At 72.6% G+C, this 26,766-nt stretch carries 24 protein-coding genes; 3 read left to right on the top strand and 21 right to left on the bottom strand.

Annotation, left to right across the window (positions count from 1 at the left end; genetic code table 11):
• Positions 1-517 precede the first annotated feature (517 nt).
• The 13 genes from ABZW14_RS33395 to glyA form a co-directional block, all read right to left on the bottom strand.
• Positions 518-973, bottom strand: coding sequence for a DUF2550 domain-containing protein (locus tag ABZW14_RS33395; protein ID WP_355354951.1), 456 nt, complete (start codon positions 971-973; stop codon positions 518-520).
• A gap of 12 nt (positions 974-985) precedes the next feature.
• Positions 986-1,264, bottom strand: a complete 279-nt coding sequence (locus ABZW14_RS33390) for a F0F1 ATP synthase subunit epsilon (protein WP_091318756.1) — start codon at positions 1,262-1,264, stop codon at positions 986-988.
• Positions 1,265-1,400: 136 nt separating this feature from the next.
• Positions 1,401-2,543, bottom strand: coding sequence for an LCP family protein (locus ABZW14_RS33385; RefSeq protein WP_355354948.1), 1,143 nt, complete (start codon positions 2,541-2,543; stop codon positions 1,401-1,403).
• Positions 2,544-2,758: 215 nt separating this feature from the next.
• Complete coding sequence (atpD, locus tag ABZW14_RS33380) at positions 2,759-4,195, bottom strand: F0F1 ATP synthase subunit beta (RefSeq protein ID WP_355354945.1); 1,437 nt, start codon at positions 4,193-4,195, stop codon at positions 2,759-2,761.
• Positions 4,195-5,124, bottom strand: a complete 930-nt coding sequence (locus ABZW14_RS33375; protein WP_355354942.1) for a F0F1 ATP synthase subunit gamma — start codon at positions 5,122-5,124, stop codon at positions 4,195-4,197. Before ABZW14_RS33375 ends, atpD begins: the two co-directional genes overlap by 1 nt.
• Before the next feature lie 2 nt (positions 5,125-5,126).
• Positions 5,127-6,779, bottom strand: coding sequence for a F0F1 ATP synthase subunit alpha (gene atpA, locus ABZW14_RS33370; protein ID WP_355354939.1), 1,653 nt, complete (start codon positions 6,777-6,779; stop codon positions 5,127-5,129).
• Between the two features lie 84 nt (positions 6,780-6,863).
• Complete coding sequence (locus ABZW14_RS33365) at positions 6,864-7,685, bottom strand: F0F1 ATP synthase subunit delta (protein ID WP_355354936.1); 822 nt, start codon at positions 7,683-7,685, stop codon at positions 6,864-6,866.
• Positions 7,685-8,224 (bottom strand): F0F1 ATP synthase subunit B, encoded by a 540-nt coding sequence (locus ABZW14_RS33360; protein ID WP_355354933.1) that lies wholly within the window; start codon positions 8,222-8,224, stop codon positions 7,685-7,687. Before ABZW14_RS33360 ends, ABZW14_RS33365 begins: the two co-directional genes overlap by 1 nt.
• Before the next feature lie 28 nt (positions 8,225-8,252).
• Positions 8,253-8,480: a F0F1 ATP synthase subunit C gene (locus ABZW14_RS33355; RefSeq protein ID WP_091318740.1), complete on the bottom strand. Its 228-nt coding sequence runs from the start codon at positions 8,478-8,480 to the stop codon at positions 8,253-8,255.
• Positions 8,481-8,545: 65 nt separating this feature from the next.
• Positions 8,546-9,343 (bottom strand): F0F1 ATP synthase subunit A, encoded by a 798-nt coding sequence (gene atpB, locus ABZW14_RS33350; RefSeq protein WP_355354929.1) that lies wholly within the window; start codon positions 9,341-9,343, stop codon positions 8,546-8,548.
• Positions 9,344-9,354: 11 nt separating this feature from the next.
• On the bottom strand, positions 9,355-9,591 hold the full coding sequence (locus ABZW14_RS33345; RefSeq protein ID WP_212832731.1) for an AtpZ/AtpI family protein: 237 nt from the start codon (positions 9,589-9,591) through the stop codon (positions 9,355-9,357).
• A 173-nt stretch (positions 9,592-9,764) separates the two neighbouring features.
• A complete protein-coding gene (locus tag ABZW14_RS33340; protein WP_355354926.1) occupies positions 9,765-10,196 on the bottom strand; it encodes a hypothetical protein in 432 nt (143 codons plus the stop codon).
• Positions 10,189-11,478, bottom strand: a complete 1,290-nt coding sequence (glyA, locus tag ABZW14_RS33335) for a serine hydroxymethyltransferase (RefSeq protein ID WP_355354923.1) — start codon at positions 11,476-11,478, stop codon at positions 10,189-10,191. Before glyA ends, ABZW14_RS33340 begins: the two co-directional genes overlap by 8 nt.
• 35 nt (positions 11,479-11,513) lie before the next feature.
• Here glyA and ABZW14_RS33330 point away from each other — a divergent pair, with 35 nt between their 5' ends.
• Positions 11,514-12,983: an SDR family oxidoreductase gene (locus ABZW14_RS33330; protein WP_355354920.1), complete on the top strand. Its 1,470-nt coding sequence runs from the start codon at positions 11,514-11,516 to the stop codon at positions 12,981-12,983.
• 6 nt (positions 12,984-12,989) lie between these two features.
• On the opposite strand, the gene ABZW14_RS33325 is transcribed toward ABZW14_RS33330, so the two are convergent.
• The 4 genes from ABZW14_RS33325 to prmC form a co-directional block, all read right to left on the bottom strand.
• A complete protein-coding gene (locus tag ABZW14_RS33325; RefSeq protein WP_355354917.1) occupies positions 12,990-15,101 on the bottom strand; it encodes a transglycosylase domain-containing protein in 2,112 nt (703 codons plus the stop codon).
• A gap of 112 nt (positions 15,102-15,213) precedes the next feature.
• Positions 15,214-15,825: a phosphotyrosine protein phosphatase gene (locus ABZW14_RS33320; RefSeq protein WP_355354914.1), complete on the bottom strand. Its 612-nt coding sequence runs from the start codon at positions 15,823-15,825 to the stop codon at positions 15,214-15,216.
• Complete coding sequence (locus ABZW14_RS33315; protein ID WP_091263067.1) at positions 15,826-16,470, bottom strand: L-threonylcarbamoyladenylate synthase; 645 nt, start codon at positions 16,468-16,470, stop codon at positions 15,826-15,828. It lies immediately after the preceding gene.
• Positions 16,470-17,417 (bottom strand): peptide chain release factor N(5)-glutamine methyltransferase, encoded by a 948-nt coding sequence (gene prmC / locus ABZW14_RS33310; protein ID WP_355354911.1) that lies wholly within the window; start codon positions 17,415-17,417, stop codon positions 16,470-16,472. Before prmC ends, ABZW14_RS33315 begins: the two co-directional genes overlap by 1 nt.
• Positions 17,418-17,490: 73 nt before the next feature.
• On the opposite strand from prmC, the gene ABZW14_RS33305 reads away from it, so the two are divergent.
• A complete protein-coding gene (locus ABZW14_RS33305) occupies positions 17,491-19,044 on the top strand; it encodes a GGDEF domain-containing protein (RefSeq protein WP_355354908.1) in 1,554 nt (517 codons plus the stop codon).
• Positions 19,045-19,057: 13 nt separating this feature from the next.
• Here ABZW14_RS33305 and prfA read toward each other — a convergent pair whose 3' ends face one another.
• Entirely contained in the window at positions 19,058-20,146 is a 1,089-nt protein-coding gene (gene prfA / locus ABZW14_RS33300) for a peptide chain release factor 1 (RefSeq protein WP_355354905.1), read from the bottom strand.
• A 109-nt stretch (positions 20,147-20,255) separates the two neighbouring features.
• Positions 20,256-20,480 carry a 50S ribosomal protein L31 gene (gene rpmE / locus ABZW14_RS33295; protein WP_091262200.1) on the bottom strand — a complete coding sequence of 75 codons (225 nt, stop codon included), beginning with the start codon at positions 20,478-20,480 and terminating at the stop codon, positions 20,256-20,258.
• Between the two features lie 240 nt (positions 20,481-20,720).
• Between rpmE and ABZW14_RS33290 the strand changes: the two genes are divergently transcribed.
• Entirely contained in the window at positions 20,721-21,617 is an 897-nt protein-coding gene (locus tag ABZW14_RS33290) for an AAA family ATPase (RefSeq protein ID WP_355354902.1), read from the top strand.
• A 97-nt stretch (positions 21,618-21,714) separates the two neighbouring features.
• On the opposite strand, the gene ABZW14_RS33285 is transcribed toward ABZW14_RS33290, so the two are convergent.
• A complete protein-coding gene (locus ABZW14_RS33285; protein WP_355354899.1) occupies positions 21,715-25,164 on the bottom strand; it encodes a phosphodiester glycosidase family protein in 3,450 nt (1,149 codons plus the stop codon).
• Positions 25,165-25,304: 140 nt separating this feature from the next.
• Positions 25,305-26,766: transcription termination factor Rho (rho, locus tag ABZW14_RS33280; RefSeq protein WP_355354896.1), on the bottom strand; the 1,462-nt coding region annotated here is incomplete at its 5' end.

Here is a 26,766-nt window from a genome sequence, read left to right as displayed (position 1 = left end):
CTAGCTGGAGCGCCCTGCCTCCGTGGGGCCGGGCACCCCGCTGGGCGGGGCCGTGGTCCTCGGTCGTGCACCGGGTATAACGACCCCCGCCCACCAGCCATTCCGCCACCAGCGTGCCCCCGGTCACCCGCGAAACGGACAGCCCGCCCAGCCCGGGACGGCCGGTGGAACCCCATGGAGGTATCCCGGCGTCGGAGACATCCATAGCGTTCCACCCAGCGGCCGACGGCGAGGCGCGAAGGGGACATACAACCCAAAATGTCACCGCTGGGCGGGGCGACCACACGACCCAGGCCATCCGCTCGGTCGCCTTTGCTCTGCAGCCCTCCACGCAGCACCCCGAAGTCCGCCGGTGTTGCGCCGGTGGCTGCAGAGCAAGAGCGCACGGCCGGCGCTGCGCGGGTGGCTGCAGAGCAAGAGAACAATGCCGCCGCTGCGCCCGTGGCTGCAGAGCAAACGAGCGACGCGGGGTCGCTGGTTCAGCCGGACCGGGGCCGGGCAAGCGGGCGAGGCGCGGTCAGGCGGCAGGCCAGTCCTGGGAGGCCAGACGCGGCGAGACCGCCCCGGGTGGGGCGGCCTCGAGCCAGGAGAGGAAGCCGGTGACCGTGGACCGTGCCATGGCGATCTCGACGGGGGCGTGGTTGCTGGTACAGCGCACGATCACCCAGTCGGACGGCATGGAGAGCCGTTCCTGGCCCTCGGGCAGCCGGCGCCGCTCCACGGCCAGCGTCTTGCGGGAGAGCACCCGCTTGGGACGCAGCGCGAAGCTGAACATGCGGTACCAGCGGAGCTCGTCGCCGACGAAACGGCCGAAGCCGGGTGACCAGCCCCGGCCGTCGAGGATCGTGGAGACCCGCACGCTGAGTCGGATGATGCCCCCGCTGCGGGTGAACAGGGCCCGCCGAATGAAGAGGATCAGAAGCGCCACGAGAATGACCGCGACGCCGATTCCGATCCCTTCCACGATCTCCATCGGCGGGTCGGCTCAGCGCGCCGGGGTGGCCGGGGTGGCGCTCTCGGCGAGGACGGTCACGCCCTCACCGGACACCGACAGGAACCCGCCCGCCACGTCGTACGCGAGCTGCTCGCCGCCGGCCTGCTTGATGCGTACCTGGCTGGGCTCCGCGAGCTGGCCGAGCAGGGGCGCGTGCCCCGGCAGCACACCCAGCTCACCCTCGGTCGTTCGGGCGACGACCATCTCGGCCTCGCCGGACCAGACCTTCTCCTCGACGGCTACGAGCTCGACGTGAAGCTGCTGTGCCACGCTGTCTCCTTGCTGCGGCGGCGGATTGCCGAAAGTCTAGTCGCGCCCCGGAAGCCCACCCAACGCGGGTGGCGAGAGCTGCGCCACGGTCACGTCGACGAGCCCCGGCACCCGCCGGGGCCCGCTGGCGCTCACGCTACTTGTTCTTCTGCTTGAAGTCCGGGTGCTCCAGCAGGAACGCGTCGAGTTGCTCGTTGCGCAGCGCCGCGAAGAAGTCCTCGGCGGGTGGCAGCAGGCGTTCCCCCTGGTATCCGCGACTGGTCTCGACCGGGCCGCCGGGCAGCTTGATCGTCTCGATCGAGTCGGCCCGGATTCCCTTCAGGGCGAGGGCGAAGTCGACCACGCTGTTGCCCCGGCCGTTGAAGACCAGCGACTGGCCGGCCGCGCGGAGCACCCGGTCCAGCTTCACCGGGTTGGTCACCACGTCGGCGCTGAACGCCTGGTTCGCCATCGCCTTGATGAACTGCTGCTGGTGCCGCTGCCGGCCGTAGTCGGCATCGGGCACGCCGTTGCGCGGGTAGCGCTGCCGGACGTAGTCCAGCGCCTGCCAGCCCTTGAGGTGGGCGTTGCCCTTCTTGTAGACGGCCTGCGGGCCCAGGTAGCCGCCACCGCCCGGCTTCAGCTGGCGCGGCGTGCCGTCCGGCTTCAGGTGCTCGGACGTGACGTCCCGCTCGATGTACATGTCGACGCCGCCCATGGCGTCGACGATCTTCTTGAAGCCGGTGAAGTTGATGATCGCACCGGCGTCGAAGCGCTCGATCCCGGTGACCCGCTGGACGGTCTGGGCGAGCAGTTCGAAGCCCTGCGCCGCGCTCGGGTTCTGCCCGGCCACCACGCTGCCGTGCGACATGGCGGCGTTGATCCGGTCGGTGCCGCCGGCGTAGTCGGCCTTGGGGAAGCTGGGGATCTCCACCCGCAGGTCGCGCGGGAGCGAGAAGAGGTAGGCCCGGTCCAGGCCGGCCGGCACGTGCAGGACCATGATCGAGTCGGCGAGCGGGCGGGCCTTCGTGTTGCGGGGGTCGACACCCACCAGCAGGATGTTCAGCGGGCCCTTGATGTCGCTCTTCTTCTGGTTGGCGCCGGCCGCCTGGTCGCCGAAGAGGTCGCCCTTGCCGACCGCACCCTCGTAGCGGGCGACCAGCGCGTGGTAGCCCACCAGCACGGAGCCGCTGAGCACCATCATGACGACGCCGAGGATCGTGCAGACCCGCGCCCATCGCGGCACGCCGCGCCACATGGACCGCTTGCCGCGGTCCGCGCCGGCCTCACCCACGAGCATCTCCCATCGTCACGCCCACGACTGGTAGACGGGCGAGCGGATCCGTTTCGTTGCAGAGATCAACGCCCATGATGTGAGCGTCGTGTCACGAACGGTACCGCGCGGCCTGCCGAACCGCTTGCCGCAGAACCGGGCATCTGGTAACGAGGGACCCTGAACAGGCAGAGGCCGCCCCGACATCGTCGGGGCGGCCTCTGTGGAGTGTGATCGGGCTCTCAGCCCTCCATCAGCTCCTTGGCCTTCTTCTCGAGGTCCTCGAGACCGCCGCACATGAAGAACGCCTGCTCGGGGAAGTGGTCGTACTCGCCCTCGCTGATCTTCTTGAACGCGTCGATGGTCTCCTTGATCGGGACCGTCGAGCCCGGCACGCCGGTGAACTGCTCGGCGGCGTAGGTGTTCTGCGACAGGAAGCGCTCGATCCGGCGGGCCCGGCCCACCGTGACCTTGTCCTCCTCGGAGAGCTCCTCGATGCCGAGGATGGCGATGATGTCCTGCAGGTCCTTGTAGCGCTGCAGGATCCGCTTCACCTCGGTGGCGACCGCGAAGTGCTCGGCGCCGACGAAGTCCGGGGCGAGGATCCGGGACGAGGACGCCAGCGGGTCCACGGCCGGGTAGATGCCCTTGTCGGAGATCGACCGCTCCAGGTTGGTGGTCGCGTCCAGGTGGGCGAACGTGGTGGCCGGCGCCGGGTCGGTGTAGTCGTCGGCGGGCACGTAGATCGCCTGCATCGAGGTGATGGCCTGGCCCCGGACGGAGGTGATCCGCTCCTGGAGCTCGCCCATCTCGTCGGCCAGGGTCGGCTGGTAACCCACGGCGCTCGGCATGCGGCCGAGCAGCGTGGAGACCTCGGAACCGGCCTGGGTGAAGCGGAAGATGTTGTCGATGAAGAGCAGCACCTCCTGCTTCTTCACATCGCGGAAGTACTCCGCCATGGTCAGCGCGGAGAGGGCGACCCGCAGGCGGGTGCCCGGCGGCTCGTCCATCTGGCCGTAGACCAGCGCGGTCTTGTCGATGACGCCGGACTCGGTCATCTCGGCGATGAGGTCGTTGCCCTCACGGGTGCGCTCACCCACGCCGGCGAAGACCGAGGTACCACCGAAGTTCCGGGCCACCCGGGTGATCATCTCCTGGATGAGCACCGTCTTGCCCACGCCCGCGCCGCCGAACAGGCCGATCTTGCCGCCCTTGACGTACGGGGCGAGCAGGTCGATGACCTTGATGCCGGTCTCCAGCATCTCGGTCTTCGGCTCCAGGTCCGCGAAGGCCGGGGCCTTGCGGTGGATCTGCCAGCGGTCGTCCGCCTCGAGCGTCTCGCCCTCGGTGAGGTTGAGGACCTCGCCGATCGCGTTGAACACGTGGCCCTTGACGGCGTCGCCCACCGGCACGGTGATCGGCGAGCCGGTGTCCCGGACCTCCGAGCCGCGGACCAGGCCGTCGGTCGGCTGCATCGAGATTGCGCGGACCACGTTGTCACCCAGGTGCTGGGCGACCTCGAGGGTCAGCGTCTTCTCGCCGCCGGAGAGCGTCACGTTCACGTGGAGGGCGTTGAACAGGTCCGGCATGGCGTCGCGCGGGAACTCGGCGTCGACGACCGGGCCGATGACCCGGACCACGCGACCCGTGGCCGTCTTGGTCTCTACTGGGGCAGTCATCACACTTCACTTCCCGACGCGGCCAGCGCGTTCGCGCCGCCGACGATCTCACTGATCTCCTGGGTGATCCCGGCCTGGCGGGCCGAGTTCATCTCGCGCGTGTACTTCTCGATCATCTCTTCGGCGTTGTCGGTGGCGCTCTTCATGGCCCGCCGACGGGCCGCCGACTCGCTGGCCGCCGACTCCAGCAACGCCGCGTAGATCCGCGTGTTGATGTACTTCGGCAGCAGCGCGTCGAGCAGCGCCTCCGCCTCCGGCTCGAACTCGTACGCCGGCAGCAGGCCCTCGGACCGCGGACGGTCCTCGACCTGCATCGGGCCGATGATCTTCGCGACCGGAGTCTGGGTCATCAGGGACTTGAACTCGGTGTAGACGATGTGCAGCTCGTCGATGCCGACGATCCCGTCCGCGCCGGCCTGACCCTCGACGTCGTCCGCGCCGGCCGAGAACGCCTTGATCAGCGTCTCGCCCACCTCTCGCGCGTCGGAGAAGCCCGGCTGCTCGGAGAAGCCCGTCCAGCTCGCCGCGATCTCCCGGTTGCGGAACCGGTAGTACGTCACGCCCTTGCGGCCGACGACGTAGAGCACCGGCTCCTTGCCGTCCGCCCGCAGCCGGGCGATCAGCGACTCCGCGGTCCGGATCGCGTTGGTGCTGTAACCACCGGCCAGGCCACGGTCGGCCGTGACGAGCAGGACGCCCGCCCGCTGCACCCGCTCGCGCGGGGTGAGCAGCGGGTGGTCGATCCGCGCGTTCGAGGCCAGCGCCGTGAGCACGCCGGTGATGGCCTGGGCGTACGGCAGCGAAGCCGCCACCCGGGCCTGGGCCTTGGCGATGCGGCTCGTCGCGACGAGCTCCATCGCCTTGGTGATCTTCTTCATCGACTTCGCCGAGCGGATCCGTTGACGAAGAACGCGAACCTGCGCGGCCATCGTCAGCTCTCAGCCGGGCGGTCGGTCGAGCCGTCGCGGAAGCGGGTCACCGTCTCGCGGTTCTCCTCGCCCTCCAGCGGCTGCGCGGCCGGCTCGTTGATCCGGTGCTCGTCCTCCTTGCCCAGGAAGACCTTCTTGAACTCGGTGATGGCCGAGTCGAGCGAGCCGATGATGTCGTCGTCCCACTTGTTGTCGGCGATGGCCGCCAGGACGCCCTCGTGCTTGTGCCGGAGGTACTGGAGGAACTCCGACTCGAAGCGGCGGACCTCGCCCACCGGGATGTCGTCCAGCTTGCCCTCGGTGCCGGCCCACACGGAGACGACCTGCTCCTGCACCGGGTACGGCGAGTAGTTCGGCTGCTTGAGCAGCTCGACCAGGCGGGAACCGCGGTCCAGCTGGGCGCGGGAGGCCTTGTCCAGGTCGGAGGCGAAGGCGGCGAACGCCTCCAGCTCGCGGTACTGGGCCAGGTTGAGCCGGAGCGAACCGGCCACCTTCCGCATCGGCTTCACCTGCGCGGCGCCACCGACCCGGGAGACCGAGGTGCCGACGTTGATGGCCGGCCGGACGCCCTGGTTGAACAGGTCGGTCTCCAGGAAGATCTGGCCGTCGGTGATGGAGATGACGTTGGTGGGGATGAACGCCGAGATGTCGTTCGCCTTGGTCTCGATGATCGGCAGACCGGTCATCGAGCCGCCGCCCAGCTCGTCGGAGAGCTTGGCGCAGCGCTCCAGCAGCCGGGAGTGCAGGTAGAAGACGTCACCCGGGTAGGCCTCGCGGCCCGGCGGGCGGCGCAGCAGCAGCGACACGGCCCGGTACGCCTCGGCCTGCTTGCTCAGGTCGTCGAAGACGATCAGGACGTGCTTGCCGCCGTACATCCAGTGCTGGCCGATGGACGAGCCGGTGTACGGGGCGAGGTACTTGAAGCCGGCCGGGTCGGAGGCCGGGGAGGCCACGATGGTGGTGTACTCCATCGCGCCGGCCTCCTCCAGCGTCCCCTTGATGGAGGCGATGGTGGAGGCCTTCTGGCCGACGGCGACGTAGATGCAGCGGACCTGCTTCGTCGGGTCGCCGGAGCGCCAGTTGTCCCGCTGGTTGAGGATGGCGTCCAGGGCGACCGTGGTCTTGCCGGTCTTCCGGTCACCGATGATCAGCTGGCGCTGACCACGACCGATCGGGGTCATGGCGTCGACGGCCTTGATGCCGGTCTGCAGGGGCTCGAAGACCGACTGCCGGGACATCACGTTCGGGGCCTGGAGCTCCAGCTCGCGGTAGCCCTCGTTGGCGATGTCGCCGAGGCCGTCGATCGGCTCGCCGAGCGCGTTCACCACGCGGCCGAGGAACGCGTCGCCGACCGGGACGGAGAGCACGCGCTCGGTCCGCTTGACCCGCTGCCCCTCCTCGATCCCGCCGAAGTCACCGAGGACGACGACACCGATCTCCCGGACGTCGAGGTTCAGCGCCACGCCGAGCGTGCCGTCCTCGAACTCCAGGAGCTCGTTGGTCATGGTCGAGGGCAGACCCTCGACGTGGGCGATGCCGTCACCGGCGTCGGCGACGGTGCCGACCTCCTCGCGGGAGACGTCGGCCGTGTAGGAGGAGACGTAGCGCTCCAGGGCGCCGCGGATCTCCTCCGTCGAGATGGTCAGCTCGGCCATCCTCTGCTTCCTTAAGTATCAGGGGCCCGGGATACCTAGTACCGACCGGTCCGATGGCATCGAATCAGGGCTGCGTGGCGCTGATCAGCGCTTCGCGAGCGCGTTGCGGGTCTCGTTGAGGCGGCGCAGGACGGTGCCGTCGTACAGGTCGGAACCGACCCGGACACTCACTCCGCCGAGCACGTCGGGGTTCACCGTCTGCTTGACGGAGACCTCCCGACCGTACATCTCGGAGAGGCGGGCACCCAGGCGTCGCTCCTCCTCGTCACTCAGCGGGGCCGCGACGGTCACGTATGCGACCTGGCGGTCCCGCCGGTCGGCGGCCAGCTCGACCAGCCGGGTGAGCGCCCCGGTGAAGGAGCGTCCCCCGAAGCCGCCGAGCGCGGCCCCGACGAGGCGACCGGTGATCGGCCGGGCCTTGCCGGCGAGCAGCTGGTCGGCCAGGGTGGCCCGCCGCTCGGCCGGGGCCATCGGGTCGGAGAGCGCGTTGGACAGCTCCGGGGAGCCCGAGACGACCTGCCCGAAGCGGAACAGCTCGTCCTCGACCTCGCCCAGCTCGCCGGCCTTGTCGGCGCTCGCCAGGAGCGCCTCCACGCCCAGCCGCTCGACGCCGTCGAGCAGCTCCGACGGAGCCGACCAGCGGCCGGCGACGAGCGAGGCGAGCAGGTCGAGCGCGTCGGCGCCGATCCGGCCGCGCAGCATGTCGCCGAGCAGGCCGCTCCGGTCCGCACCGCTGCGGGCCGGGTCGGACAGCGCCCGGCGCAGCCGCGGCTCGCGCCGCAGCAGGGCGGCGACGGAGAGGATGTCGTCGGCGGTGGAGGCCACCGCCGACGGCTCCGCGCCGCGGGCGTACTCGTCGAGGCGGTCGGCCGCGACCTTGTACGACTCCCGGCTGGCGGCCTGCATCAGCGGGCCCCCGTGCTCTCGAGACCGCTCAGGAACCGGTCCACGGTGCCCTTGCGACGCGCCTCGTCGGCGAGCGACTCACCGACGATCCTGCTGGCCAGGTCCACCGCGATGGTGCCGACCTCGGTGCGCAGCTCGCGCACGATGGTGGCCCGCTCCGCGGCGAGCTGCTCCTTGCCGGCGGCGATGATCCGGTCGGACTCCTCGCGCGCCTTGGCGAGGATGTCCTGACGGATGCCCTCGGCGTCGGCCCGGGCGTCGTCGCGGATCTTGGCGGCGTCGGTACGCGCCTCCGCGAGCTGGGCCCGGTACTGCTCGAGCAGCTGGTTCGCCTCGGCCTGGGCGGCCTCGGCGCGCTTGATGCCGCCCTCGATCGCGTCGACCCGGGCCTGGAACGTCTGCTCCATGCGGGGGAAGACGAACTTCATCAGCACGAAGCAGAGGACGAGGAAGGCGATCCCACCGACCACGATCTCCTGCCAGACGGGGATGATCGGGTTGTGGGTCGTCTCACCACCCTCAGCGGCGAGGAAGTACATGGGAAACCTCCCGGTCAGAGAAGGCGGATCAGCCGGCCCAGATGAAGCCGAAGGCGATACCGAGCAGCGCCAGGGCCTCGATGACGGCGAAGCCGATCCAGACGTACGGGAGGGTCATCCGGGACGACTCCGGCTGGCGGGCCGTCGACTGGATGTAGGCCGAGAAGACCAGGCCCACGCCGATGCCCGGGCCGATGGCGGCCAGGCCGTAACCGATGGCAGCGGTGCTGCCCGTTACCTCGGCAAGGATGCTCATTGCGGTTCCTCCTGGTTATCACGCGTGACGGTCACGCGGGACGACAACGGTTGGTGCGAAGTGAATCAGTGCTCGTCGGCGAGCGCGCCCTGCACGTAGCTGGCGGTCAGCACCGTGAAGACGTACGCCTGCAGACAGATCACCAGGAACTCGAGGAAGGTCAGCGCGATCGTCATCACCCAGGACAGCACCGAGACCGGAGCCAGCCAGGCGTTGGCGCTGAGCATGGCGAACCCGCCGAGCGTGAAGACCAGCAGGAGCATGTGGCCGGCGAACATGTTCGCGAAGAGACGGACGGCGAGCGAGAACGGCCGGACCAGGAAGGTGGAGAAGAACTCGATCGGGATCAGCAGCGGCAGGATGTACCAGGGCGCCGGCGGGATCAGGGAGTTCTTGAAGTACTTCACGAAGCCGTGGTGCCGGATGCCGATGTAGTTGAAGAGCACGTAGCTGATCACGGCGAGGAAGGCCGGGAAGGCGATGTGCGAGTTCGGCGAGATCTGGAAGAACGGGATGATCGCGAACGCGTTCGTCAGCAGGACGAAGCAGAACAGCGTCGTGAAGTAGGGCGCGAAGCGCACCCCCGCGTGCCCGATCATGTCGACCGCGATGTTGTTGCGCACGAAGCCGTAGATCGACTCGGCGAACCACTGCTTCTTGGTCGGGACCAGCTGGGGGTTCCGGTAACTGGCCAGGAAGAAGATGATCAGGACGCCGACGGCGATCCACACCATCGCCGTGATCTTGGTGAACCAGTACGAGTTCTCCGCACCCCAGGGCAGGATGCTGGGCAGGTAGAAGTCCCCCACCTTCGGTGGGAATTCCGCCTGGCCCTGAGCCAGGACGTTCGCCTGTCCGAACACCGCGTCCCTTCCTAAGTAGGCGTGCCCAGTCGGCGGACGACCAGGATGATCCCCCCGGCCATGCCGAGCACGATCCCGATCCCGGTGGCGACGCCTCCGGTGTCGAGCCAACGGTCGACCAGCCAGCCGATGAAACCCCAGACGAGCATGCCCCCGATGAGGTACGAGAGCGCGGTCCACCCCTGACCGGCACCGGGCGGAACGTCGCTCGGGCCGCCAGCGCTGGGGGGTTTCTGGTCACCGGCCATGACGGGGCGAACGATATCAGTCGAGCCGAAGAGGCTGTGCCTCACCCCCCGCACAACCTGGTTGTGTGGGACACGGGTGGGCGAAGTCGTCTGGAGGCACGCTACTCCCCTCCCGCCACTGAGAGAATGACCGATCGCGGACACACCGGCGGCCGTCCGAACACTGGGATGGTTCAGCCGTGGACGCGGCGGGAGTGCACGGTGGTCAGCCACCAGATGTGCACCCCGGTCCACACCACGATGCCCGCGGCGATGCCCAGGGCGAACGGGACGAGCCCCGGCCAGCCGGTCGACGCCACCAGCACCATCACCCCGGCGAGCAGGGTCATCTTGGCGATGTAGACGCCCAGCCCGAACGGGAGCACGAGCTGCGGGTCCCGGGCGTCCGCCCAGGCCAGCACGACTGTCGTGAGCGTGTAGCTGGCCGCGGTGACGGCCACCCCGGCCGCGGCGCCCAGGGCGCCGTCGGCTCCCCGGGCCAGTCCGCCGGCCACCGCCGCCACGGCGGCCATCAGCACCGAGGCGATCACCAGTACGGGCAGGTGACGCAGCCGCCACCCGCGGTCCGCGGCCGCCTCCGCCGCGCGCGTCCCCGGGTCAGCCACGGGGGTACGCCGGGAAGGCCCCGACCAGCTCGGTCACGTCGCCGGCGATCCGGCCCAGCTCGTCGGCGCCCCCGGGCGACTCCGGGTCGGTGCGCACGGCACGGGCGATCAGCGTGGCGATCCGGCGCATCTCGCCCTCGCGCATGCCCTGAGTGGTGACGCTGGGCGTGCCGACCCGGATGCCGGAGGCGACCATCGGCTTCTGCGGGTCGTACGGGATGGCGTTCTTGTTCAGCGTGATGCCGGCGGAGTCGCAGCGCGCCTCGGCCGCGGCCCCGGTCACCCCGGCCTCGCGCAGGTCGATCAGGGCCAGGTGGGTGTCGGTGCCGCCGGAGACCGGCCGCATGCCCTCGGCGGCGAGCCCGTCGGCGAGCGCCTGGGCGTTGCTGACGACCTGGGAGGCGTACGCCCGGAACTCCGGCTGGGCGGCCTCGCGCAGGGCGACCGCCTTGGCGGCGACCGCGTGCATCAGCGGGCCGCCCTGGGTGAACGGGAAGACCGCCTTGTCGATCCGGGCGGCCAGCGGCTCCCGGCAGAGGATCATGCCGCCGCGCGGGCCGCGCAGCACCTTGTGGGTGGTGCAGGTGACCACGTCGGCGTACGGGACCGGGGACGGGATCGCCCGCCCGGCGACCAGCCCGATGAAGTGCGCCGCGTCCACCATCAGGTAGGCGTCGACCTCGTCGGCGATCGCCCGGAACCGGGCGAAGTCGATCAACCTCGGGTACGCCGTCGCGCCGCAGATGATGAGCTTCGGCCGGTGCGCGAGGGCCAGGTCGCGCACCTCGTCGTAGTCGATCAGCTCGGTGTCCCGCCGGACGGTGTAGCCGACCGGGTGGAACCACTTGCCGGAGAAGTTCACCCGGCTGCCGTGGGTGAGGTGCCCGCCGTGCGGCAGGTCCATGGCCAGCACGGTGTCACCCGGCTGCACCAGGGCGGCGTACGCGGCCAGGTTGGCGCTCGCGCCGGAGTGCGGCTGGAGGTTGGCGTGCTCGGCGCCGAACAGCTCCCTGGCCCGGGCGATGCCGAGCTCCTCGGCCCGGTCGACCTCGGCGCAGCCGCCGTAGTAGCGCCGGCCCGGGTAGCCCTCGGCGTACTTGTTGGTCAGCGTGGAACCCAGGGCGGCCAGCACCGCCGGCGAGGTGAGGTTCTCGCTGGCGATCAGTTGCAGCCCGCCGCGCAGCCGCGCCAACTCCCCCAGCACCACCTCGGCGATCTCCGGATCGGCGGCGCTGAGCTGCTGGAAGTCCGGCCCCCAGAAGGTGTTCCTCGCGTTCTCCACAGCGAAGGAGTCTACGGAGCCGCAGACTGGAAGCCGTGCGATGCCTCGTCACCGGCGCCACGGGTTACATCGGTGGTCGCCTCGCGCCCCGGCTGCTGGCCGACGGGCACACCGTTCGCTGCCTGGCCCGCAAGGCGGGACGGCTGCGCGACGTGCCGTGGGCGTCCCGGGCCGAGATCGTCGAGGGCGACCTGCGCCGGCCCGAGACGCTGCCGGCCGCGTTCGAGGGCGTGGACGTGGCCTACTACCTGGTCCACTCGCTCGGCCAGCGGGGCTTCGAGGCGGCCGACCGGGAGGCGGCGGAGAACTTCGCCGCCGCGGCCCGCGCCGCGGGCGTACGCCGGATCGTCTACCTGGGCGGGCCGGAGCCCGCGGCGGACCGGAACGTCCCGTCGGCGCACCTGCGGTCCCGCGCGGAGGTCGGCCGGATCCTGCTGGCCAGCGGCGTGCCGGCGGTGGTGCTGCGGGCCGCCGTGATCATCGGGTCCGGCTCGGCCTCGTTCGAGATGCTGCGCTATCTGACCGAGCGGCTGCCGGGCATGGTCACGCCGCGCTGGGTGCGCAACCGGATCCAGCCGATCGCCGTCCGCGACGTGCTGCGCTACCTGGTCGGCTGCGCCGACCTGCCGCCCGAGGTGAACCGGGCCTTCGACATCGGCGGCCCGGAGGTGCTCACCTTCCAGGACATGATGCAGCGGTACGCCCGGGTCGCCGGCCTGCGCCGGCGGATCATCCTGCCGGTCCGGCCGCTGACCCCGTCACTCTCTTCGCACTGGGTCGGCTGGGTGACGCCGGTGCCGAACTCGATCGCCCGGCCGCTGGTGGAGAGCCTGGTCCACGAGGCGGTCGCCCGCGAGCACGACATCGCCCGGTACGTGCCCGACCCGCCCGGCGGGTTGACCGGCTTCGACGAGGCGGTCGCCCTGGCCCTGGCGAAGGTGCGCGACGCCCAGGTGGAGACCCGCTGGTCGACCGCGAGTGGGCCCGACGCGCCGGCCGAGCCGCTGCCCACCGATCCGCAGTGGTCGGGTGGGACGGCGTACACCGACGTGCGGGAGCGGGCCGTGGGCGCACCGCCGGCGGACCTGTGGCGGGTCGTCGAGGGGGTCGGTGGCGAGCACGGCTGGTACTCGTTCCCGCTGGCCTGGTCGGTGCGGGGCTGGCTGGACCGGCTCGTCGGCGGGGTGGGGCTGCGCCGGGGCCGGCGCGACCCGCACCGCCTCCAGGTCGGCGAGGCGCTGGACTTCTGGCGGGTCGAGGAGATCGTCCCCGGCGAGCTGCTGCGGCTGCGCGCCGAGATGCGGCTGCCCGGCCGCGCCTGGCTGGAGATGCGCGTCGAGCCGGCCGGTGACGGCCGCAGCCGGTACGTCCAGCGCGCCGTGTTCCTCCCCCACGGCCTGCCCGGCCACCTCTACTGGGCCTCGGTCGCCCCGTTCCACGCCGTCGTCTTCGGCGGCATGGCCCGCAACATCGCCCGCGGCGCCGAGCGGCCCGGCCGGCACTGACTGGGGTCAGTTGCCGCTGCGCGGACTGGTGCGTTCCAGGGCCACGGTCTGGCTCGGCGGGACGAAGTCCAGGACGGGCTCGTCCCGCAGGGCCCACGCGAGGAGGCGGCCCACGGCCTCGATCTGGCGGACCTGGACCCCGCCGCCCACGGCGTCCCGGGGATCGTCCGGGTTCGCGGCGATGGTCGCCACGGAGAGCTGCGGCGTGAAGGCGACCACGGTCTCCGTGGCGTTCCGCTCGGAGCTGCCGGTCTTGCCGGCGAGCGGGCGGTGCAGGCCCGGGGCCAGCTGCTCGGCGGTGCCGCCGTCGCAGCGGCGGTACATCGACTGGTCGCCGACCGGGCAGCGGGCCGCGTCCGCCGCCGCCCGGGCCACCTCGGTGTCGAGCACCTGGCGGCAGTCCGGGTTGCCGGCGCTCACCTTCCGCCCGGTCGCGTCCGTGATCGAGGTGATCGGGGTGGGCCGGCACCAGGTCCCCTCGGCGGCCACCGTGGCGTACGCGTTGGCCAGGTCGAGCGGGGTGGTCGAGGAGACCCCGAGGGTGAACGGACCCCAGTTCTGCGCGCCGTCCCGGGCCAGCGCGGCGTCCTCGGGCGAGCGGAACACGATGCCCAGCCGCTGGGCCATCTCCACCACCCGGTCCGCGCCGACCCGCTCGGTCAGCCAGGCGAAGTAGGTGTTCACCGACCGGCCGAACGCGTCCCACATGGTGCGGTCACCGTTCATCCAGGTCGGGTTGGCGTTCTCCGGGCACCAGTGGCCCCCGCAGCTCGCCGGGCCGCCGTCGATCGGATATTTCGTGACGTAGACGCCGGGCGCGTCGAACTCGGTGTTCAGCGGCAGCCCGGACTCCAGCGCGGCCAGCACGGCGAAGAGCTTGAAGGTCGAGCCGGCCTGGTAGCCCTCGATGCCCGCGCCGCCCGCGACCAGCTGGTTGACCGTGTTCGGGTAGTTCCGCCCGGCGGCCGCGTTCGGCGCCACGCTGTAGTTGCGGTTCACGGCCATGGCCAGCACCCGGCCGGTGCCCGGCTGCACCACCGCGGTCGGCGCGGCCCGCTGGTTGCTGTTCGGATAGATCCGCAGCACCTGCTCGGTGGCCTTGGCCTGCACGTCGGCGTCGAGAGAGGAGACGATCGACCAGCCGCCCCGGCGCAGGGTGCGCTGCCGCTCGTCCGCCGTCTTGCCGAAGGCGGGCTGGGCGTTCCACCACTGGGTGAACCAGTCGCAGAAGAAGCCCCAGTCGTTGTGCCCGGCGGGCACCGCGGTGCAGTCGTTCGGGGTGGCGCTGGGCTTGAGGTTGAGCTGCTCGCCCTTGGCCCGGGCGGCGTCGGTCGCGGCCACCTGGCCGGTCTCCACCATCCGGTCCAGCACGTACGCCCGGCGGCCCAGCGCCGAGTCGGCGTCGCCGTTGATCGGGTCGTCGGTGTCCGGTGACCGGACCAGGCCGGCGAGCAGCGCCGACTGCGCCAGGGTGAGCTTGGCCGGCGTGGTGGAGAAGTAGCGCTTGCTGGCCGCCGCGATGCCGTACGCGCCGGCGCCGAAGTAGGCGATGTTGAGGTAGCGCCCGAGGATCTCGTCCTTGCTGAGCTGCCGTTCCAGGGCCAGCGCGTACCGCATCTCGCGGATCTTGCGACCGACGGTGATCTCGGTGGCCCGGGCCCGCTGCTCCTCGGTCAGCCGGGGGTCACCGGCCAGCGCGTTGCGCACGTACTGCATGGTCAGCGTGGAGGCGCCCTGCCGGGTGCCCTCCCGCCGGTTGGCCGTGAAGGCCCGCGCCACGCCGCGCACGTCGACGCCGTGGTGCTGGTAGAACCGGACGTCCTCGGCGGCCACGATGGCCTGCCGCATGACCGGCGCCACCTCCCCGACCGGCACGTCCACCCGGTCCTCGACGTAGAACGAGGTGATGAGGGTGCGGCCGTCGCTGGCGTAGAGGTTGGAGCGCTGGGCCGGTTCCGGCGTCTTCAGCGACTCCGGCAGCGCGGCGTAGGGCATCAGGTTCTTGAAGCCGAGCCCGAAGACCAGTGCGGCCGGCAGCGCGGCGGCGCCGAGGGCCAGCCCGGCGAGCACGCCGGCGAGCAGGACGGTGAACAGCTTGTTCAGGTGGGCCCGGTTCATCAGCTCTCCCCGCAGGAGCCGGCCGTACGGACCCGTTCAGAATGACCGGAATCGGCGGTTTCGCCGCAATCTTCGGCGAAACGCGCAGGAAGTTCGCGAGAAAGAATGAACCTCAGGGAAGCAGCGCGGTGGCCAGCGGCTGGACGGTCTCCTCGATCTCGTCGGCCACCCGGCTGAAGCACTGGTCGCCGCGACCCCAGGGGTCGTCCAGGTCGTCGGTGGGCAGCGCGCCGCTGCCCTGCCGGGCCGCGTCCGCCGCCGCCACCAGCGCCACGCCCCGGGCGTGCACCGCGTCGGGGGTGGCCTCCACCGGGGGCAGCGCGGCCCGGTCGAGCGCGCCGAGCAGCCGGCCGAACTCGCCCAGCACGAAGGTGCGCGCGGCGGCGTCCGGGCGCAGCGCCACCACGTACTCCTGCTGGTCGGCGGTGGCGGTGAGGACCAGGTCGGCGGCGTCGATCAGGTCGGAGCGGAGCCGGCGGGCGGCGAACCCGTCCACCGCGCCACCCCGCGAGGTCACCTGCCGGGCGGCCGGGGGGTTCATCTCCTCGCCGGCGTGCCAGCCGCCGGTGCCGGCGCTGTGGCTGTGCACCAGCTCGTCGGCGCGGGCCGGGTCGACGCCGAGCCGGCCCAGCCGCTCCCGGACGGCGAGCGCGAGCAGCCGCTCGGCCATCGGGGACCGGCAGATGTTGCCCATGCAGACGTGCAGCACGGTGAACGGGGGCACTCAGACCCCCCGCTCGTCGAGGATGTCCGGCACCACGTCCCGCAGCTTCTCCAGCGTGACCGCGCCTTGGCGCAGCACCCGGGGCACCTCGCCGGTCAGGTCGACGATCGTGCTCGGCACCGGGTCGAGCGCCGGGCCGGCCTCCAGGTAGGCGCGGACGCCGTAGCCGAGCTGGTCGCGGGCCTCCTCGGCGGTGAGCGCGGCGGGCTGGCCGACCTTGTTGGCCGAGGCCACCGCCATCGGGCCGGTCTCCCGCAGCACCTCCAGCGCCACCGGGTGCAGCGGCATCCGCACCGCCACCGTGCCGCTGGAGTCGCCCAGGTCCCAGGCCAGGCTCGGCGAGTGCTCGACCACGATGGTCAGCGCGCCGGGCCAGAACGCCTCGACCAGCTCGCGGGCGGAGCGGGGCAGCGAGAAGACCAGGCCGTCGAGGGTGTGCCGGGAACCGATCAGCACCGGCGGCGCCTGCCGGGTGCCGCCCTTGGCGTCCGCGAGGGCCTTCACGGCGTACGGCGTGAAGGCGTCGGCGCCGATGCCGTAGACCGTGTCGGTCGGCAGGACGACGAGCTCCCCGTTCTTGACCGCCTCGATGGCCGCCTCGATGCCGCGGTCCCGGTCGGCGGGCGACCGACAGTCGTAGAGCATCACGAGGAGCCAGTCTGCCACGCCGGGGCGGGGTCGGCGTGCTGGCCGTCCGCCCGGCGGGACGCGGTCGCGTACCGGGGCCGTCCGACCAGGTCGGCGTGCTCCTCGACCCGCTCGTAGCGGCCGTCGGCGACGAGCAGCGCGGGCACCGCCGTGGCGTGGGTGTCGTCGTGCTCGACGCCGAGCACGCCGCCGGGGCGCAGCAGCGCGGCGGCCCGGCCCACCACCGGTCGGATGATGTCCAGCCCGTCCGCGCCGCCGAACACCGCCTCGTCCGGGTCGTGGGCGGCCACCTCGGGCGGCACCGCCACCGACCGGGGCACGTAGGGCGGGTTGCAGAGCAGCACGTCGACCCGGCCCACCAGGTCGGCGAGCAGCGCCGGGTCGGTGACGTCGGCGGCGACCACCTCGATCGGCCGGTCCCCCGCGGCGGCCCGCGCGGCGGCGTTGCGGCGCAGCCAGTCCAGCGCCGCCGGGGACCGCTCCACGGCCACCACCCGGGCCGACGGCAGCTCCTGGGCGACCGCCAGGGCGATCGCGCCGGACCCGCTGCACAGGTCGACGACCAGCGGGGCGGCCCGCCGGCCCGCCTGCGCGATCCCCCAGCCGGCGAGCAGTTCGGTCTCCGGCCGGGGCACGAAGACGCCCGGGCCGACGGCCAGCTCCAGGTGCCGGAAGCCGGCGGCGCCGGTGAGGTGCTGGAGGGGTTCCCGGGCCACCCGCCGGTCGACCAGCGTGTCGAGGCGGTCGCGCTGCGCCGGGCTGAACCCGTCCGCCAGCGCCAGCCGGCCGCGCGGCACGTCCAGCACGTACGCGGCCAGCTGCTCGGCCTCGGCGCGGGCTGCCTCGACCCCCGCCGCGGCCAGCGCGCGGGCGGCCCGGGCGACCACCAGTGAGGGGCGCTCTCGTTCTGACCCTTCGGACGGGTGTTGCGGGAGGGAGGTCACGACATAATCATGAAGCGTCGCCGGTCACCTCACGAGCGGGTGCGTCCGGACGCACACCGACAGGAGGTCGCGAGTGGGCTGGCTCGACCGGGTCGAGGACCAGGTTGACGCCCTCCGGCGCGCCCGGGCGTTGCAGGAGGTCAGCCGCTCGGCGGAGGCGTGCGCGCTGCTGGACCGGGTCATCCGCACCACCGACGACCCGCGCGCGCGGGCGGATGCCCTGGTGCAGCGCCTCTCCGCGCTGATCAATCTCGGTCGGACGGCGGAGTTCACCCGGGCCATCGAGGAGGCGAACGCCGCCGTCCGGGATTTGGCCGAGCCCTACCTGCACGGCCACCTCAACGCCCTCGCCGCGCTCGCCGCCCACCACCAGGGCGCGCTGGACCGCTGCGTCACCCATCTGGTCCGGTCGGCCCGGGCGCTGGGCGCCGACGACGACCCGGACCGGGACACCGCCTGGGGCTGGCACGACCTGGCGATGGCCTACTCCTATCTGAGTTTCCACGGGCACGCGCTCGGCGCGATCGAGCGCGCCCGCCAGGTGGGCCTCACCGCAGGCATCCCCGAGGAGACCTTCGCGGCGCCCGGCATCCGGCTGCGCAACGCGGTGGCGCTGGACCACAACGGCGACAGCGACGGCTGCCTGCGGGTGCTCCGCGACGTGGCCGGCGACCTGGCGCGGTTCCTGCGCAGCGGCCGGGCCGGCAGCCTCCGGCCGAGCAGCCTGGCCGCCTACGGCTACGCCGCGGCCCGGCGGGCCTCGCTCGGCGACCGGGTGGACGCCGGTGGGGACGCCGACCCGGCCCGGCTGATCGGGCACGGCGGGGACAGCGCCCGCGCCCGCGACCTGCGCCAGCTCGGCCAGGTCTGCCTGGCCGTCGCCGAGGGCCGGCCCATCGAGGCGGTCGCCCGGCTGGACACCATCCGGGTCTCCGACGAGACGCTGGGCGCCGCCGAGGCGCCCCGGCTGCGCAGCATCGCGCTGGCCCGGGCCGGTGACCACGCCGCCGCGCACCGGGCCGACCGGCACGCGTTCCGGCTCGCCGCACAGCGCAGCGACCGGTTGCGGGACGTCTACATCGACGGCATCGCCGCCCGGATCGACCACGAGGAGATGCGCCGCGAGGCCGCCCGCTACGAAGGCGAGGCGCTCACCGACCCGCTCACCGGGCTGCCCAACCGGCGGCGGCTGGAGCGCTACATCGGCGCCGTGGTGGCCCGGGGCGAGCGGGTGGTGATCGCCGTCTGCGACCTCGACGGGTTCAAGGCGGTCAACACCCGGCACGGGCACCACTCCGGCGACCTGGTGCTGCAACGGATCGCCGGGGTGATCAACCGGGTGATGCGGCGGGGTGACTTCGTGTCCCGCTACGGCGGGGACGAATTCGTCGTGGTGCTGCCGGAGACCGGCATGGCGGAGGCGGCCGAGGTGGCCCGCCGGATCCAGGCCGCCGTGCACACCGAGGACTGGGAGTCGCTGGTCCCCGGCACCCCGGTCGGGGTGAGCATCGGCTTCGCCGAGGTCGACGGGGGCACCGGGGTGAGCGTGCGGGAGGCGCTGGGCGCCGCGTTCGAGCTGGCCGACCGGGAGATGCTGCGCGCCAAGGACCGCCTCCGCGCCTCCTGAGCGCGGGCGCGGGTCAGCGCCGGGCCAGCTCCGTCTCGCCGGCCAGCCGGGCGGCGCGATCGGCCTCACCCAGGGCGTCGAGCACCCCGTCCAGCTCGCCGGCCAGCGCCAGGTCGAGGTTGTAGGCGGTGTAGCCGATCCGGTGGTCGGTGATCCGGTTCTGCGGGAAGTTGTACGTGCGGATCCGCTCCGACCGGTCCACCGTGCGCACCTGCGCCTTACGGGCGTCCGAGGCGGCCGCGTCGGCCTGCTCCTGAGCGGCGGCGAGCAGCCGGGCCCGCAGGATACGCATGGCCTGCTCGCGGTTCTGGAGCTGCGACTTCTCGTTCTGGCAGGAGACCACGATGCCGGTGGGCACGTGGGTGATCCGGACCGCCGAGTCCGTGGTGTTGACGGACTGGCCGCCCGGCCCGGACGAGCGGAACACGTCGATCCGCAGGTCGTTCGGGTCGATGGTCACGTCGACGTCCTCGGCCTCGGGCAGCACCAGCACGCCGGCCGCGCTGGTGTGGATCCGGCCCTGCGACTCGGTGACCGGGACGCGCTGCACCCGGTGCACGCCGCCCTCCCACTTGAGCCGGGACCAGACCCCGTTGCCGCCCTCGGGCACGCCCTTGGTCTTGATCGCCAGGGAGACGTCCTTGACCCCGCCGAGGTCGGAGTCCTGCGCGTCGATCACCTCGGTGACCCAGCCGCGCCGCTCGGCGTAGCGGGTGTACATCCGCAGCAGGTCGCCGGCGAACAGCGCCGACTCCTCGCCACCCTCGCCGGCCTTGATCTCGACGATCACGTCCTTGGCGTCGTGCGGGTCGCGCGGGATGAGCAGCTCGGCCAGCCGCTCCTCCAGCGCCGGCAGCGACGCGGCGATCGCCTCGGCCTCGGCGGCGAAGGCCGGGTCCTCGGCGGCCAGCTCGCGGGCGGCGGCCAGGTCGGCCCGGGCCTGCTCCAGCTCGCCGGCGGCCTTGTGCAGCGGGACCAGCTCCGCGTAGCGCCGGCCGACCCGGCGGGCGGCGCCCTGGTCGGCGTGGATCGCGGGGTCGGCCAGGCGCTGCTCCAGCTCGGCGTACTCGTCGAGGAGGGCGGCCAGGCGCTCACTGCTCATGCTGCGGATGCTCCTTCGACGACGACCGGGCGGGGTTGGGCGGAAACGGGCACAAACGGACGAACGCCCGCGCCCGGCACGGAGCCGGACACGGGCGTCGTCGACGGAGCTACTTGGCCTTCTTGGCCTGAACCTTGGCGTACTTCTGCTGGAACTTCGCGACCCGGCCGGCGGTGTCCAGCACGCGCTGCTTGCCCGTGTAGAACGGGTGGCAGGCGCTGCAGGTCTCGACGCTGATCGAACCGCCCTTGGCGGTGCTGCGGGTCGTGAACGTGTTGCCGCAGGAGCAGCGGACCTCGGTGGTCACGTACTCCGGGTGGATGTTGGGCTTCATGTCGCCTCGGTCCTTTCGTCGGTGGTCGCCGGGTCGCCGTCGTGCTCCCCGTCGTCACGACGGGCTCGGGCGTGAACCGGAACCGGTGGCCGATTGACCAGTGTGCCATGGGCTTCCGCCGGCCCGTCGAGCGGGCCGCACACCAGGTCCGGCAGGGGTAACGCACACCTCCCGCCACGCATTCCCGCCCGTCTCGCGGGCATTCGTGGAGACGGCCGAGGGACGAACGGGAGGTACGGGATGTTCCGCCTGATCGCCACCCGCGGGCTGCCCGCCTCCGGCAAGACCACCTTCGCCCGCCGGCTCCAGCCGGGCGTGGTCCGGATCAACCGGGACGACCTGCGCCGGATGATGCACGGCGAGCGGCTCTTCACCCAGTGGGCCGAGGGGCAGGTCACCCGGGCGCAGCGGGCCCAGGTGGAGGCGCTGCTGGCGGCCCGGGTGAGCGTCTGCGTGGACGACACCAACCTGCGCTCGCGCACCCTGCGGGACTGGGCCGACCTGGCCGCGCGGTACGGCGCGGCGTTCGAGGTGCACGACTTCACCGACGTCCCGCTGGAGGAGTGCCTGCGCCGGGACGCGGCGCGCCCCGAGGTGGACCGGGTCGGCGAGGCGGCGATCCGCCGGTTGCACGAGCGCTACCTGGCGAACCGCCCGCTGCCGCTGCCGGTGCCGACCGCCCGGACGGGCGGCCCGGCCCGGGTGGAGCGGGAGGGCGCCGAGCGCCCCGACATCGTGCTGGTCGACATCGACGGCACGGTGGCGTTGACCGTGTCGCGCAGCCCGTACGACATGACCCGGGTCGGCGAGGACGCGCCCAACGAGGCGGTGATCGCCGCGGTGCGGGCCATGCACGCGGCCGGGCACGGGGTGGTCTTCTGCTCCGGCCGGGACGCCACCGCCCGGCCCGACACCGAGGCGTGGCTGGCCCGGCACGTCCGGGTGCCCTACCTGGCGCTGCACCTGCGGGCGGTCGGCGACCACCGCAAGGACGCCGTGGTGAAGCAGGAGATCTACGAGCGGGAGATCCGGGACCGCTACCGGGTGGTCGGGGTCTTCGACGACCGGCAGCAGGTGGTCCGGATGTGGCGCTCACTCGGCCTCACCGTCTTCCAGGTCGCCGAGGGCGACTTCTGACGCGCGGGCGCCGGCGGGCTCCTCCCCCAGGTTGAGGAGCCCGCCGGCGGCCCACCGGTCCGGGGGCACGGACGCACCTTCCGCGCCCCCGGGCCGGTCAGGCGGCGGGCGCCTCCGCCGCCGCCGCGGTGGTCACCGTCGCCTCGGCGCGGACGCCGTTGACGGTGACCGCGAGCAGCACCTGCGCGCCGGGGCGCAGCGCGGTCAGCCGGCCGGTCGCCGGGTCGAACCGGGCCACGTGCCAGGGCTTCACCCCGTCGGCGCCGCCGATGTGCAGGTTCGGCGAGCCGGACCAGTCGGCGCTGACCGGGGCGGCCACCGGGACGGCACGGCCACCGGGTTGGGTGACCGTGGCCGTGACGGCGGCCGGCGCGCCGACCGCCACCTCGGCCGGTGCGGCCAGGGCGAGACGGTCGGCGTGGGCGTGGAACTCCGCCGCGATCCAGCTCGGACCCTCGGCGAGCGGGTCCCGGCGGGCCTGTTCCGCCTCCTGCGGGGTCACCGGGTCGACGCCGAACTCGGTCCAGCCCGTGAAGCCGCCGAGCCGGGCCGGGGTGGACGGGTCCTTGCCCGAGTTGCCGTTGATCACGTACGGCACGCCGTCCACCCGGTCGGCGTGGAAGGTGCCCACGTGCCCGTTGATCATCAGCGCGCCCTTGCCGGTGCGGTGCTGGAAGTCGGCCAGCCACTGCTCCACGAGGGCGGCCTCCTTCCGGTCGCCGAGCTGGCTGGCCTTGGCCGGGCTGGGGTCGCGGGGCGGGTGGTGGAAGAGCACGGTGACCGAACCGACCGCCGGGTCGGCGGCCGCCGCGTCGAGCGTCTTCCGCAGCAGCTCCACCTGGTCGAACCCGCCGCCGCGCAGCGAGCCGGTGGCCGTGCTCAGGGTGACGAAGCGGGTGCCCTCGTGGTCGAAGACCCGTGCGGTGTCACCGAACACGCTCCGGAAGTTGTCGATCGGGGCGCCCATGATCTCGTGGTTGCCCGGCACGTAGTAGTAGGGCAGCTCGCCGCCCAGCTCCTCGTCGAGGATCCGCTTGGCCAGCGCGAAGTCCGCCGGGTACGCGGTGTCCACGAAGTCCCCGTCGATGACCAGGAAGTCCGGCTTCGCCGCGCGGATCTCGCGCAGCGTGCGGCGGGCCTGTGCGACGAGGTCGCTGTCCGGGTTCGCGGCCACGAACTGCGCGTCGGACATGACCGCGAAGCGCCAGGGCGCACCGTCCACCGTGCCGTCACGCAGCACCACCCGGTCGGTGATGTTCGGCTCCTCCGGCGCCTGCACCGTCGGGGGCACCCGGGCCACCAGGTCGTCGATGACGACCTCGCTCTTGTACTGCTTGGCCGGGTCGGTCTCGGCCACGTAGAACCGGCGCACCCGCACCGGGTACTGCACACCCGGCGGCACGGTGAACTCGACGTACCGCCAGCCGGTCCAGGTCAGGTACGGGCCGCGCAGCACGAACTGGGTGTCCTGCGCGTCGTGCAGGTGCAGGCTGGGCCACTCGCCGGTGCCGTTGCTCTTGATCCACATGCCGAACGCCTGCGGCTGGCCGGGGACCGGGATCCAGGCGGGCGGGTCCGCGTACGCGGCGCGGGTGCCGGTGGACTGGCTGAAGTCGTACGACATCTTCAGGCCGGTGCCGGTGTGCCCCTCGGCCGGGGCGACCGACCCGCTGGCCCGCGCCTGGCTGAACTTCCAGGAGGCGGCGTCGTCGAAGCCGGCGACCGGCACGTCGGTGAGCCCGATGGTGACCGGGAGCACGGTGGTCTTCGCGCCGACCCGCACAGTGACCAGCGCCGAGCCGTCACCGAGCGCCTTGACCGCGAGGTTGCCGTCGGCCGTGGGGGTGACGTCGAGCAGGTCGTGGTCGTACTCCAGCTTCAGGTCGGCCGGCTCGATCGGCGCGGTGTTGCCCTCCGCGTCGTAGCCGACCACGCCGAACAGGCCGGTGTCGCCCCGCTGGTTGAGGCCGAGTCGGTCCACCGTGGAGTCCACGCGCTGCAGCGGGCCGAGCACGGTGAGGTCGAGCGTGCCGCGCGCCTCCTCCCGCCAGGCGGTGACGGTGCTGCGCCCGGGCTTCCCGGCCCGGAACACCCCGTCGTCCACGGTGCCCTGTGCGGCCGGGTTGGCCCGCCACTGCGGCGCGCCGGCGGCCGGCCCGTACGTCTCGTCGTAGCCCGCCGCGGTGAGCCGGCGGGTGAGGCCGGGGAAGACCCGGTCCGGGCGGCCGCCGCGGATCGGGGCGACGCCGGGCGCGGCGGTCGGGTCGCTCGCGGTCTCCAGCCAGTAGCCGGTGAGCCGGCCGCTGCCCTGCGGCGCGTAGATCGCCAGGCCGTTCGGCACCGGCCGCTCGCTGCCGTCCGAGGGGCTGTTCTCCACCTGGACCGCCGCGGCGCCCGGCTCCCGGGCCAGCAGGGTCGAGGAGCCGCCGCCGTCGAGGTTGAGCGCGCTCCACGCGCCCAGCTCGACCATCATCCGGCCCATCTCGGTCTGGGTGACGCCCCGGCTGTCCACCTGCCGGCCGTCCACGGTCAGCAGGATCATCCGGCGGCCGTCGGCCGAGAAGCCGACCGAGGTGCGCGGGGCCAGGCTCGCGTCGGCGATGGTCTGCACCACGCCGTCGCGGACCAGCACGCTGCCGCCGCCGACCGCGGCGCGCGGGCTGCCCCCGTCGGACGCCTTCGGCCGCCAGGTCAGATCGACCGGGTCGCCGGGGCGCAGCGCGGCGAGGGCGTCGGCACCGGCCTCGCGGCCGAGGACCACCGTGGTCCCGGCCGGGATCGGGCCCTCCCCCGCCGTGGTGGCCACGGTCGCGACCCGGCCGCCGGTCACCGTCACCTCGACGACCCGCGCGGCGCCCTCGACGGCCCGCTTGCGGGTGTACGACCCCCAGAGCGGGGTGAAGACGCCCACGCCGTCGCGCTGCACCATGTTGTTGAACTGGGTCAGCGACACCGGCCCGGCGGGCAGGGTCGCGGTGCCCTCGAAGCCGACCTGGACGATCCGGCCGATCCCCTCGGCGCTGATCGCGGCGGCGTTGGTGTGCCCGGCCACCGGCGACTGGACCAGCTCGCCGGAGCGGATGCCGACGCCCTGCGCGGCGCCGGAGGCGTTGATGTCGAAGAAGTCGCCGTTGACCGCGGCCACCGCCCGGGAGCGGTCCACCGCCGCGCGCAGCGGCTCGTCGCGCGTGACGGCGCCGGAGTTGACGTAGTCGACGGTGACGCCCCCGGAGAGGTCGGCGGTGAGGGCGTCGGCCCGCAACCAGCCGTCGGCGTCGTACCGGTCGAAGGAGGTCAGGTCGAGTCCGGGGGCGACCGGACGGGTGGTCTTCGCGGTTTCCAGGCCGCCGGCCGGCTCCACGCCGGGCTCGCCGGCGAGGGCGACCGCGGAGTCGGGACGGGAGGAGGCGGCGGGCGCGTCCTCGGCCGGGGTGCGCGGCTCGGCCGCAGCCGCCGCCGCACCGGGCGGGACCGGAGCGGCGAGGGTGAGCAGCGGCGTGAGCAGCAGGACGCCGGCGAGACGGGCGGATCGACTGCGGGTTCGCATGGACCACAGTCAACCCGAGACTGAACAGAAGTTTCAATACCCTCCGGCTTAACCGAAGAAAAACTTCACGCCTTCATCCGCCCGGGTACGCGAAGAGGGGCACGGCCCGCAGGCCGTGCCCCTCCTCGGAGCTCCTCAGGTCACTCGCCCGGGGTGGACTTCGCGATCTGCATCAGGAACTCGATGTTCGTGCGGGACTGCTTGAGCCGGTCCAGCAGGAGGTCGAGCGCCGCCTGCGAGTCCAGCGAGTGCAGCACCTTGCGGAGCTTGTGGACGATCGCCAGCTCCTCCGGCGCGAGCAGGACCTCCTCCTTGCGGGTGCCGGAGGGGTTGATGTCGATCGCCGGGAAGACCCGCTTGTCGGCGATCTTCCGGTCCAGCTTCAGCTCGGCGTTGCCGGTGCCCTTGAACTCCTCGAAGATGACCGTGTCGGCCATCGAGCCGGTCTCCACCAGCGCCGTCGCGAGGATGGTGAGCGAGCCGCCGTTCTCGATGTTCCGCGCCGCACCCAGGAAGCGCTTCGGCGGGTAGAGCGCGGTCGAGTCGATACCACCCGACATGATCCGGCCACTGGCCGGCGCCGCCAGGTTGTACGACCGGCCGAGCCGGGTCACCGAGTCGAGCAGCACGACCACGTCGTGGCCCAGCTCGACCAGGCGCTTCGCCCGCTCGATCGCCAGCTCCGCCACCGTGGTGTGGTCCTGCGGCGGACGGTCGAACGTGGCCGCGATGACCTCGCCCTTCACCGACCGCTGCATGTCGGTGACCTCTTCCGGCCGCTCGTCGACCAGCACCACCATGAGGTGGCACTCCGGGTTGTTGCGGGTGATCGCGTTCGCGATCGCCTGCAGCACCATGGTCTTACCCGCCTTCGGCGGCGAGACGATCAGCGCCCGCTGGCCCTTGCCGATCGGCATCACCAGGTCGATGACCCGGGTGGTCAGCACGTTCGGCTCGGTCTCCAGCCGCAGCCGCTCCTGCGGGTACAGCGGAGTGAGCTTGTAGAACTCCGGCCTGCGCTTCGCCTCGTCCGGCTCCATCCCGTTGATGGTGTCGAGCCGGACCAGCGGGTTGTACTTGTCCCGCCGCTGCTCGCCGTCCCGGGCGGCCCGCACGGCGCCGGTGATCGCGTCACCGCGGCGCAGGCCGTACTTCTTGATCTGGGACATCGAGACGTACACGTCGTTCGGGCCGGCCAGGTAGCCGGTGGTCCGGACGAAGGCGTAGTTGTCGAGCACGTCGATGATGCCGGCGACCGGGACGAGCACGTCGTCCTCGCCGACCTGCGGCTCGCGGCCGCCACCGTCGCCGCCCTCGGGGCGCTCGCCACGGCCGCGCCGGCGGTCCCGGAACCGGCTGCGCCGGCCGCGCCGGCCGCCGCCCTCGCCGTCGTCGTCACCGTCGTCGTTGCGCTCGGCGCGCTGACCCCGGTCGTTGCGGTCGCCGCGGTCGTTGCGCTCACCCCGGTCGTTGCGCTCGTTGCGCTCCCCCCGGTCACCGCGCTCGGCACGCTCGTTGCGCTCGCCGCGCTCCGCCCGCTCGCCGCGCTCGGCACGCTCGCCGCCGCGCTCGGCACGCTCGCCGCCGCGCTCGGCACGCTCG

The sequence above is a fragment of the Micromonospora sp. NPDC004551 genome (assembly GCF_040609975.1).
Lineage (GTDB): Bacteria > Actinomycetota > Actinomycetes > Mycobacteriales > Micromonosporaceae > Micromonospora.
Note: the sequence above shows the minus strand (reverse complement) of the source record. Positions and strands in the feature narration are given on the sequence as shown.